Annotated in this window: 8 protein-coding genes and 1 tRNA gene; 5 read left to right on the top strand and 4 right to left on the bottom strand. The window is 40.6% G+C overall.

Translation table 11 applies throughout. The annotated features are described in order from the left end of the window. Nucleotides 1-32 precede the first annotated feature (32 nt). Complete coding sequence (pbp3, locus tag RWZ99_RS07935; protein WP_314677806.1) at nucleotides 33-1,289, top strand: D-alanyl-D-alanine carboxypeptidase PBP3; 1,257 nt, start codon at nucleotides 33-35, stop codon at nucleotides 1,287-1,289. A 127-nt stretch (nucleotides 1,290-1,416) separates the two neighbouring features. Here the strand turns inward: pbp3 and RWZ99_RS07930 are convergent, their stop codons facing one another. Both RWZ99_RS07930 and RWZ99_RS07925 read right to left on the bottom strand, forming a co-directional pair. Then, nucleotides 1,417-3,867 carry an ATP-dependent Clp protease ATP-binding subunit gene (locus tag RWZ99_RS07930; protein WP_314677803.1) on the bottom strand — a complete coding sequence of 817 codons (2,451 nt, stop codon included), beginning with the start codon at nucleotides 3,865-3,867 and terminating at the stop codon, nucleotides 1,417-1,419. Continuing rightward, on the bottom strand, nucleotides 3,868-4,323 hold the full coding sequence (locus RWZ99_RS07925) for a CtsR family transcriptional regulator (RefSeq protein WP_314677801.1): 456 nt from the start codon (nucleotides 4,321-4,323) through the stop codon (nucleotides 3,868-3,870). It lies immediately after the preceding gene. 243 nt (nucleotides 4,324-4,566) lie between these two features. Between RWZ99_RS07925 and RWZ99_RS07920 the strand changes: the two genes are divergently transcribed. Beyond that, nucleotides 4,567-5,037, top strand: coding sequence for a small multi-drug export protein (locus RWZ99_RS07920; protein WP_314677799.1), 471 nt, complete (start codon nucleotides 4,567-4,569; stop codon nucleotides 5,035-5,037). A 111-nt stretch (nucleotides 5,038-5,148) separates the two neighbouring features. Here the strand turns inward: RWZ99_RS07920 and tsf are convergent, their stop codons facing one another. Both tsf and rpsB read right to left on the bottom strand, forming a co-directional pair. After that, nucleotides 5,149-6,189: a translation elongation factor Ts gene (gene tsf, locus RWZ99_RS07915; protein ID WP_314677798.1), complete on the bottom strand. Its 1,041-nt coding sequence runs from the start codon at nucleotides 6,187-6,189 to the stop codon at nucleotides 5,149-5,151. Nucleotides 6,190-6,299: 110 nt separating this feature from the next. Then, on the bottom strand, nucleotides 6,300-7,067 hold the full coding sequence (gene rpsB, locus RWZ99_RS07910) for a 30S ribosomal protein S2 (RefSeq protein WP_002886342.1): 768 nt from the start codon (nucleotides 7,065-7,067) through the stop codon (nucleotides 6,300-6,302). A gap of 274 nt (nucleotides 7,068-7,341) precedes the next feature. Here rpsB and ahpC point away from each other — a divergent pair, with 274 nt between their 5' ends. The 3 genes from ahpC (at nucleotide 7,342) to RWZ99_RS07895 (ending at nucleotide 9,697) form a co-directional block, all read left to right on the top strand. After that, complete coding sequence (gene ahpC, locus RWZ99_RS07905; protein WP_004182174.1) at nucleotides 7,342-7,902, top strand: alkyl hydroperoxide reductase subunit C; 561 nt, start codon at nucleotides 7,342-7,344, stop codon at nucleotides 7,900-7,902. Between the two features lie 16 nt (nucleotides 7,903-7,918). Further along, a complete protein-coding gene (gene ahpF / locus RWZ99_RS07900) occupies nucleotides 7,919-9,451 on the top strand; it encodes an alkyl hydroperoxide reductase subunit F (protein ID WP_314677794.1) in 1,533 nt (510 codons plus the stop codon). Nucleotides 9,452-9,626: 175 nt separating this feature from the next. Beyond that, nucleotides 9,627-9,697, top strand: a tRNA-Cys gene (locus RWZ99_RS07895). The last annotated feature ends 5 nt before the right edge of the window (nucleotides 9,698-9,702 follow it).

The following is a 9,702-nucleotide window of genomic DNA, read 5'->3' as shown; positions in this document are numbered from 1 at the left end:
ATAAATATCCAAAACACATGAAGGAACAAACCATGAAAAAACTGATTACGCTTATTATGACCTTCTTACTCTGTCTGGGAAGCGTAGCTCCTACTTTTGCAGCAGATAAGAAAAAAGGATTTGATGCCTCAGCCAAGCATGCTATTGCTGTCGAAGCAACTACCGGTAAGATTTTATACGAAAAAGATGCAACTACTTCTACCGGGATTGGCTCTATTACCAAACTTCTAACAGCCTATATGGTTTATAAAGCGGTTGATCAAGGAGACCTCAAATGGAACACTAAAGTTGACATTTCTGACTACCCCTTTGAATTGACTGTCAGTGCCGGAGTATCCAATATTCCACTGGATGCCCGTAAGTACACTGTCAAACAGCTCCTCGACGCAACTCTTATTGCCAGTGCTAACAGCGCAGCCATTGCCCTAGCCGAGGAAATCGGAGGCACTGAGAGTGGGTTTGTCGATATGATGAAAACCCAACTCAAAGATTGGGGTATCACTGATGCCAAGATTGTCAATGCCTCTGGTCTTAATAATTCTTACTTGGGTGACAATATCTATCCAGGTTCTAAATCAGACGAAGAAAACACCATGAGTGCCAAGGATGTTGCTATCATTGCACAACATGTGATTAAAGAATATCCTGAAATTCTCGACATCACTAAAAAAACAGAAGCTAATTTTGATGGTGTCAATAAACTCAAAACCTTTAACTATATGCTTAAGGGTCAACCTAGTTACCGCAAGGGAGTTGATGGTCTCAAAACGGGTACCACTGATTTGGCCGGAGCTTCCTTCGTAGCCCATTCAAATGAAAGTGGTATGAGTATTATCACAGTCATCATAAATGCTGATAATACTGATTCTGATGACTACGCCCGTTTCACTGCAACCAATGAACTCCTTGATTACGTGGTCTACCATTGGGAAAGCAAGACTATTGCTAAGAAAGGGCAAGCCATCAGCAAAAGCAAAGCAGATGTCCTTGATGGTAAATCTAAGCAAGTATCTGCTGTCGCTAAGTCTGACTTTAATATTATCCAAAAAATAGATGCTAACAATAACAAACACATTAAAGTCACTACCAACCAGATTCAAGCCCCTGTCAAGTCAGGAGACAAGGTAGGAACAGCCACCTTTGAAGATAAGACTCTTGTAGGCGAAGGCTACCTACCTAATCAAGGCATGCCAAGCATGGAACTGGTGGCTGGTAAAGAAGTTAAGAAGAGCTTCTTCCTCAAGGTTTGGTGGAATCACTTTGTCACCTTTGTCAACGAGAAACTCTAATCCTTACAGTCGAGCGTGGCTCGGCTTTTTCTTTTACGCCTACTTTACAGAAAAGTTGACTCTATCTTGACTCTTATTGACACAAAAAGACAGATTATAGGTGTAATCTGTCTTTGATGTTTAATATTTACACTACTGTAAAGGTTAATTTATCTTTCGAGCAACCAATCTTAAGAGTCTGTCCGCTAACAACTTGGCCACCTAGTAAGATCTCAGACAACTTGTCCTCCACTTGGGTTTGAATCGTACGGCGTAATGGACGAGCTCCCATCTCAATATCATAGCCATCCTTAGCCAAATGCTTAAGAGCAGCTGGTTGGAATTTTAAGCTGATACCTTTTTCGGCTAGAGCTGAAATTAACGGTTTAACCATAATCTTGACAATGTCATGTAGTTGTTCTTCCTCTAAGCTGTGGAAGACAACCTTCTCATCAATACGGTTAATAAATTCTGGACGATAGGCCTTCTTAAGCTCTTCCATAATGCGTGCCTGCATGGCTTGGTGATTATGAGAAATCGTTTGGGTACCAAAACCAACAGTTTTATCATCACGAAGAGCTGTAGCTCCCAAGTTAGAGGTCATAATGATGATAGTGTTTGAAAAATCAACCTTACGACCACGGCTATCTGTCAAAACACCGTCATCCAAAACCTGTAAGAGAACGTTGAAAATATCTGGATGAGCCTTCTCAACCTCATCAAAGAGAAGTACTGAGTAAGGCTTATTGCGAACTTTCTCTGTCAACTCTCCACCCTCATCATATCCGACATACCCTGGAGGAGCACCATTAAGACGACTAGCCGCAAATTTTTCCATATACTCCGACATATCAAAGCGAAGCAAAGCTGACTCATCATCAAAGAGGACTTCCGCCAAAGCCTTGGCCAATTCTGTCTTACCAACACCAGTAGGTCCAAGGAACATGAATGAACCAATAGGACGTTTTCCAGTACGAATACCTGACTGGTTACGACGAATAGCACGACTGATAGCCGAAACTGCCTCATCTTGACCAATAACACGTTTGTGGAGTTCTGATTCAAGATTCAGGTAACGCTTGCTGTCAGCCTGCGTCATCTTCTCAACAGGGATACCTGATAAACGACTAAGGGTTTGCATAATCTGATCCGCATCTACCAAAGCAGGTTTAGGAAATTTTGCCTTTTGGCTAGCCTTATATTGTTTAACAGCGACCTTCATATCACCAGATAAAAGTGCTTCATCCAAAGGTGTTATCTCACGTTTGGCTTCTTTTTTAATACGACCTTGAACAGTTGCACTCGCTTCATCTAAAAGGTCAATAGCCGAATCAGGTAAGTTCTTACTCGTCAAATAACGATGTGCTGCCTTGACTGCTGTCTCAACTGCCTCATCCGTAATAGTCACACGATGATAGTCTTCATAAGACGAACGCAAGCCTTTTAAAATATCAATAGCTTCAGATACGCTTGGTTCTTCAATCGTAATCTTAGCAAAACGACGGGAAAGTGCTGCATCTTTCTCAATATGCTTTTGGTATTCAGCTTGAGTGGTTGCTCCAACCATGTGAAGCGTTCCACGTGCAAGAGCTGGTTTCAAAATGTTTGCCGCATCTAAGGTGCTATCAATACCTGAACCAGATCCAATAATCGTATGCAATTCATCAATAAAGAGAATGATTTTCCCATCAGCTTCAATCTCATCAATGATCTGATTCATACGCTCTTCGAAATCACCACGGAAACGTGTCCCTGCAACAACGCTCATCATATCAAGCTCTAAGATACGCATATCAGCCAATTCAAAAGGTACTTCTCCCGAAGCAATACGTTGCGCCAAACCAAGAGCAAGTGCAGTCTTACCGACACCAGCTTCACCCACCAAGACAGGATTATTCTTCGTTTTACGACTCAAAACCTGAATCATGCGTGAAATTTCTTCATCGCGTCCAATAACGGGATCAAGATTTCCTGACTCCGCTACTGCAGTTAAGTCTTTGGTATAATCCGCCAGTTCACCGGTAGATGATTGAGGAGGTTGCATCATATTGGCAAAATTCCCAGATGACTTTGATTTCTTAGGTTTACGAAGATCGTGAATTGCCTTCAAATCTTGCTTACTAAGACCAGCATAACGCTCCAAAGAACGTCGTAAATCTATGATGCGCGGTTTATCGCTATCATCTTTATATTGAAAACCAGCAACTTCAAGGAGTCGACAAACCATTAAATCCTTATGAAGGAGGAAGGCCATCAAAACGTGTTCAGACCCTACCTCTACAGCACCAGTCACACCAGCGATTCCCTGCGCCTCTTGCAACATAGCCTCTAGCGCATGTGACTGTGCACGTAAATCGATAATATCTGATTCAGACAAGTCTTTTGGACTCTTCTCCATAGCCAATACAGCAGCTGTCTCAATCTCTTCCGAATGAATACGATCCTCAAAATCAGTAAATGTTAAGTAGGCTACAGATCCCGGAACCTCAACCATAGCCAAAAGCACATGCCAAGTCTCCAAGAAAGGACTTCCAAAACGCTCCGCTTCAAGCTGAGCACGATGGAAAATGGCCTGCATTTTTCTTGAATATGTCGTCATCTAATTTCCTTTTCTATCCAATCTAAGTAATAGCGAACGTAGAATACGCGAACGAATAGCAGCCGCATCTTCACCTAAAACATCATCACTAGCAGTCGCTAAAATCAAATTTCCTTCACGCTCAGTGATAATCTTTTCATCAAAAAGCAACTGAATGAGGTCTGTAAAGACTTGCTCGCTGAGCTGATCTGCCAAATTTTGCAGCAAATCATTAATCATATGGTGTTTGTCGGAGAATCTAACTTTGACAATGCGAATATAACCACCGCCGCCACGTTTACTCTCAACAATATAACCACGACTCTCTGTAAAACGAGTCTTGATAACATAGTTAATCTGACTTGGTACAACTTGAAAAGTATCTGCCAAGTTCGAGCGTTGAATCTCAGCAGTTCCAGACTGGCCCAGCAATTCTTTAATATATTCTTCTATACTATCTGATGTATTTCTTGCCATCTTAATTCCTCCAGTCTAATTTGACTATAACTGACTATTATTATACCAAAAATGTTAGCACATGGGAAACTATACTATCGAAAAGCTTTTTAAAGTTGTCATTAGAGATCATATAAGATACAATAAATAAGACTAAAAATAATAGGTGGCTCAGTTTTTTTACTGAAATATCCTGAACATCTTGATAAAACTCACTCTCCTTGAATTTTATCTCTTATTCTATTTCCTTATGAAAGGTTACTCATGAAATACATCATTGCATTTTTAATCTCTATGATTCCCCTTGTTGAACTCCGCGGAGCAGTTCCTGTCGCTATTGCCTCAGGTATTCCTTGGTGGCAGGCCCTCATTCTTTGTGTTATTGGAAACATGATTCCAGTTCCAATTATCTTCTTCTTCGCCCGTCGTGTTCTCGAGTGGGGTGCTGACAAACCTCTTATCGGTGGCTTCTTTACTTGGTGTCTAAAAAAAGGCCATAGCGGTGGTCAAAAACTTGAAAAAGCTGCTGGAGACAAGGGGATCTTCTGGGCCCTTCTACTCTTTGTAGGTATTCCACTTCCAGGAACAGGAGCTTGGACTGGTACCCTCGCAGCATCTATTCTAGATTGGGACTTTAAGCGCAGTGTTCTAGCTGTTATGCTCGGAGTTATACTTGCAGGCATCATTATGGGAACTCTCTCTCTTCTATTTGGAGTAAACACCCTTGCTCATTAATAGAAATATTTAGACGTCTGGGGGGAAATGCTCAGACGTTTTCTAATTACAGCAAAAAAGAAGTTACGATTCATTCACGTAACTTCTTTTCTTTTTATCTAGCAACTAAAATTAGTTATTAAGGGCTGCTGCCATTGTAGCTGCAACTTCTGATTCAAAGTCGTTAGATGCTTTCTCGATACCTTCACCAACTTCAAAGCGAACGAATTCTACTACTGAAGCATTTACTGATTCAAGATAAGCTTCAACTGTTTTGCTGTCGTCCATGATGTAAACTTGAGCAAGAAGAGTGTAAGCTTGGTCAACTTTAGTGTTGTCAAGCATGAAGCGGTCCATTTTACCTGGGATGATTTTATCCCAGATTTTTTCTGGTTTACCTTCAGCAGCCAACTCAGCTTTGATATCTTCTTCAGCTTGAGCAATAACTGCGTCAGTCAATTGAGCTTTAGATCCATATTTGAGGTGTGGAAGAGCTGGTTTGTTAACCATTGCACGGCTTTCGTTATCTTGATCGATAGCGTGGTTAAGTTGTGCCAATTCATCTTTAACAAATTGTTCGTCCAATTCAGTGTATGAAAGAACAGTTGGTTTCATCGCTGCGATGTGCATTGAGATTTGTTTTGCAAGAGCTTCATCTCCACCTTCGATAACTGAAACAACACCGATACGTCCACCGTTGTGTTGGTAAGCTCCGAAGTGTTGTGCATCAGTTTTCTCAACAACTGCAAAACGACGGAATGAGATTTTTTCACCGATAGTAGCTGTAGCAGTTACGTATGCAGCTTCAAGAGTTTCACCTGAAGGCATAGTCAATGCAAGTGCTTCTTCGTTGTTAGCTGGTTTACCTTCAGCAATCACTTTAGCTGTTTCGTTTACCAACTCAACGAATTGAGCGTTTTTCGCAACGAAGTCAGTTTCCGCGTTAACTTCAACAACTGCTGCAACGTTACCGTTAACGTAAACACCAGTCAAACCTTCAGCTGCAACACGGTCAGCTTTCTTAGCTGCTTTAGCCATACCTTTTTCGCGAAGCAATTCGATCGCTTTTTCGATATCACCTTCAACTTCAACCAATGCTTTTTTAGCGTCCATGACACCAGCACCAGATTTTTCACGCAATTCTTTAACAAGTTTAGCTGTAATTTCTGCCATTTTGTTTTTCTCCAAATTTATTTTATAAACCTAAGGGGCTGGGCTGAGCCCCGCCCCTTAGGTGTTTGTCGTATCTTTAGTGGGCATTATGCCCTAACTAATCTTAAAGATTAGTTGTTGTCACCTTCGACAACTTCAACGATTTCTTCGATTGAATCAGCTGCAGCTGCTTCTTGGAAATCTGCAGAAGCATCTTCACCTTGGTTACCTTCGATGATAGCGTCAGCCATTTTTGAAGTGATCAATTTAACGGCACGGATAGCATCATCGTTAGCTGGGATGATTACATCGATCTCATCTGGATCAGCGTTTGTATCAACCATTGCTACAACTGGGATACCAAGTTTTTTAGCTTCTTTAACAGCGATTTGTTCTTTGTGTGGGTCAACGATGTAGATTACATCTGGAATACGAGGCATATCTTCGATACCACCCAAGAATTTTTCAAGACGTGCACGTTGTTTGTTAAGAAGTGCAACTTCTTTCTTAGGAAGAACTTCGAAAGTTCCATCAGCTTCCATTTGTTTGATTTCTTTCAAACGAGCGATACGTTTTTGGATAGTATCCCAGTTTGTAAGAGTACCACCCAACCAACGGTGGTTGATGTAGTATTGACCAGCACGAGTTGCTTCTTCAGCAACTGCTTCAGCTGCTTGTTTTTTAGTACCAACGAACAAGATTACTGCATCGTTAGCTGCTGCTTCACGAACGAATTCGTAAGCTGTGTCAGCCATTTTTACAGTTTGTTGCAAGTCGATAACGTGGATTCCGTTACGTTCTGTGAAGATGTACTTAGCCATCTTAGGATTCCAGCGACGAGTTTGGTGACCAAAGTGAACACCAGCCTCAAGAAGTTGTTTCATTGAAATTACTGCCATGAGTATTTCTCCTTAAAAAATTGTTTTTTCCTCTTCTAAGCTTTAGACTTGCAGTCCCACCCTGCGGCAACAAGACCACAATCGGCTTAAAATGAGTATTTGTCACTTTACGCAACTATAGTAGTTTATCAAAAAAAGTGACATTTGACAAGCTATAAAATCAATAGCCTCATTAGAAAAAAATACACCTTTGTTAAAATTGCAATCGTTTTCTTTGAGGTTGATAAGTATTTTGTTTATAATTAGGCTATCAAAAATAGAGGAGGACATTATTTTGTCATTAGTCGGAAAAGAAATTATTGAATTCTCAGCACAAGCTTATCACAATGGGGAATTCATTACTGTAACAGATGAAGATGTTAAAGGTAAATGGGCGGTCTTCTGCTTCTATCCAGCAGATTTTTCATTTGTTTGCCCAACTGAACTCGGTGACCTTCAAGAACAATATGAAGCTCTTAAATCTCTTGGTGTAGAGGTTTACTCTGTATCTACTGACACTCACTTTGTTCACAAAGCTTGGCATGATGACTCAGATGTTGTTGGAACTATTACTTATCCTATGATTGGTGATCCTTCACACCACATCTCACAAGGTTTTGATGTTCTTGGGCAAGATGGTCTTGCACAACGTGGTACATTCATCATTGATCCAGATGGTGTTATCCAAATGATGGAAATCAATGCTGATGGTATTGGACGCGATGCAAGTACTCTTATTGATAAAGTCCGTGCTGCTCAATATATTCGCCAACATCCAGGTGAAGTTTGTCCAGCCAAATGGAAAGAAGGAGCTGAAACACTGACTCCTAGCTTAGATCTTGTAGGTAAAATTTAACAACCAGGGGGTATCCATGGTCTTAGATAAAGAAATCAAGACGCAATTAGCGCAATATTTAAATTTACTAGAATCTGATATTGTATTACAAACGGATTTAGGAGATGACGATAATTCTCGGAAAGTCAAAGAATTTCTCGACGAAATTGTCGCCATGTCTGACCGCATTAGTCTTGAATCAACACATTTAAAACGTCAACCTAGCTTTGGAATTGCACAAAAAGGAGAAAAAAGTCGTGTTATTTTCTCAGGCTTACCAATGGGGCACGAATTCACATCTTTCATTTTAGCTCTCTTGCAAGTTTCTGGTCGTCCACCAAAAGTTGATGAGGACACTATCGAACGTATCAAGAAGATTGACAAAATTATCAATCTAGAAACTTATGTTTCCTTAACTTGTCATAATTGTCCTGATGTCGTTCAAGCCTTTAATATAATGGCTGTTTTGAACCCAAATATCACTCATACTATGATTGAAGGTGGTATGTATCAGGATGAAGTCAAAGCAAAAGGTATCATGTCTGTTCCTACGGTTTATAAAGACCAAGAAGAGTTTACGTCTGGCCGTGCAACCATTGAACAGCTTGTAGAAAAACTCGACGGCCCACTTGATGCTGAAGCTTTTGCCGATAAAGGTGTCTATGATGTCTTAGTTATTGGTGGTGGTCCTGCTGGGAACAGTGCTGCAATCTATGCTGCTCGTAAAGGTTTAAAAACTGGTCTTTTAGCAGAAACTTTTGGTGGACAAGTTATTGAGACAGTTGGTATCGAAAACATGATTGGTACGCTATATACAGAAGGTCCTAAGTTAATGGCCCAAGTTGAAGAGCATACTAAATCTTACGATGTTGATATCATCAAAAGTCAGTTAGCTACTGGTATTGAGAAGAAAGAACTCATTGAAGTAACACTAGCTAACGGTGCCGTTTTAAAATCTAAAACTGCTATTCTTGCTCTGGGAGCTAAATGGCGTAATATCAACGTTCCTGGCGAGGAAGCATTCCGCAATAAAGGGGTTACTTACTGTCCACACTGTGATGGCCCACTCTTTGAAGGGAAGAATGTTGCAGTTATCGGTGGCGGTAACTCAGGTTTGGAAGCGGCTTTAGATTTAGCCGGTATTACTCAACATGTTACAGTCTTAGAGTTCTTGCCTGAATTAAAGGCAGATCAAGTCTTACAAGAACGAGCTGCTAAAACTGATAATCTAACCATTCTTAAGAACGTTGCAACAAAAGAAATTCTTGGTCAAGATCATGTGACCGGTTTGAGTTACGTTGAACGTGATACAAACGAAGAAAAACATCTTGATCTTGAAGGGGTCTTTGTTCAAATTGGTCTTGTACCAAGTACTGCTTGGATCAAAGATAGTGGCATTGAACTCAATGAACGCCAAGAAATTGTTGTTGATAAATTTGGCTCAACAAATATCCCTGGTATTTTTGCCGCAGGTGACTGTACTGATAGCGCCTACAAACAAATCATCATTTCCATGGGATCTGGTGCTACAGCTGCTATCGGAGCCTTTGATTACTTGATTAGACAATAATCAAAACATATGTGTTAGTAAGCCATCTACAACAGTTATCATTAATATAAAGAGGTTGAATGTCTTTCAGCCTCTTTATGTTTCTTGTAAATAAGCAGTTTGAACAATCAACTAGCCAATTTGATGAAAGAGACTTGACGAATCTTTGTTTTTTCGATAGAATGGTATCTGTTATGGCGGTATAGCCAAGTGGTAAGGCACGGCTCTGCAAAAGCTTGATCGTCGGTTCAAATCCGTCTACCGCCTTCATA

Origin of the sequence: uncultured Streptococcus sp. (genome assembly GCF_963545685.1) — a bacterium.
Lineage (GTDB): Bacteria > Bacillota > Bacilli > Lactobacillales > Streptococcaceae > Streptococcus.
Note: the sequence above shows the minus strand (reverse complement) of the source record. Positions and strands in the feature narration are given on the sequence as shown.

What these genes read in the sequence shown, in the direction of transcription:
- RWZ99_RS07925 (WP_314677801.1), bottom strand. Translation starts at nt 4,323, where the DNA reads ATGGCAAGAAATACATCAGATAGTATAGAAGAATATATTAAAGAATTG.
- RWZ99_RS07930 (WP_314677803.1), bottom strand. Translation starts at nt 3,867, where the DNA reads ATGACGACATATTCAAGAAAAATGCAGGCCATTTTCCATCGTGCTCAG.
- pbp3 (WP_314677806.1), top strand. Translation starts at nt 33, where the DNA reads ATGAAAAAACTGATTACGCTTATTATGACCTTCTTACTCTGTCTGGGA.
- tsf (WP_314677798.1), bottom strand. Translation starts at nt 6,189, where the DNA reads ATGGCAGAAATTACAGCTAAACTTGTTAAAGAATTGCGTGAAAAATCT.
- rpsB (WP_002886342.1), bottom strand. Translation starts at nt 7,067, where the DNA reads ATGGCAGTAATTTCAATGAAACAACTTCTTGAGGCTGGTGTTCACTTT.
- ahpF (WP_314677794.1), top strand. Translation starts at nt 7,919, where the DNA reads ATGGTCTTAGATAAAGAAATCAAGACGCAATTAGCGCAATATTTAAAT.
- RWZ99_RS07920 (WP_314677799.1), top strand. Translation starts at nt 4,567, where the DNA reads ATGAAATACATCATTGCATTTTTAATCTCTATGATTCCCCTTGTTGAA.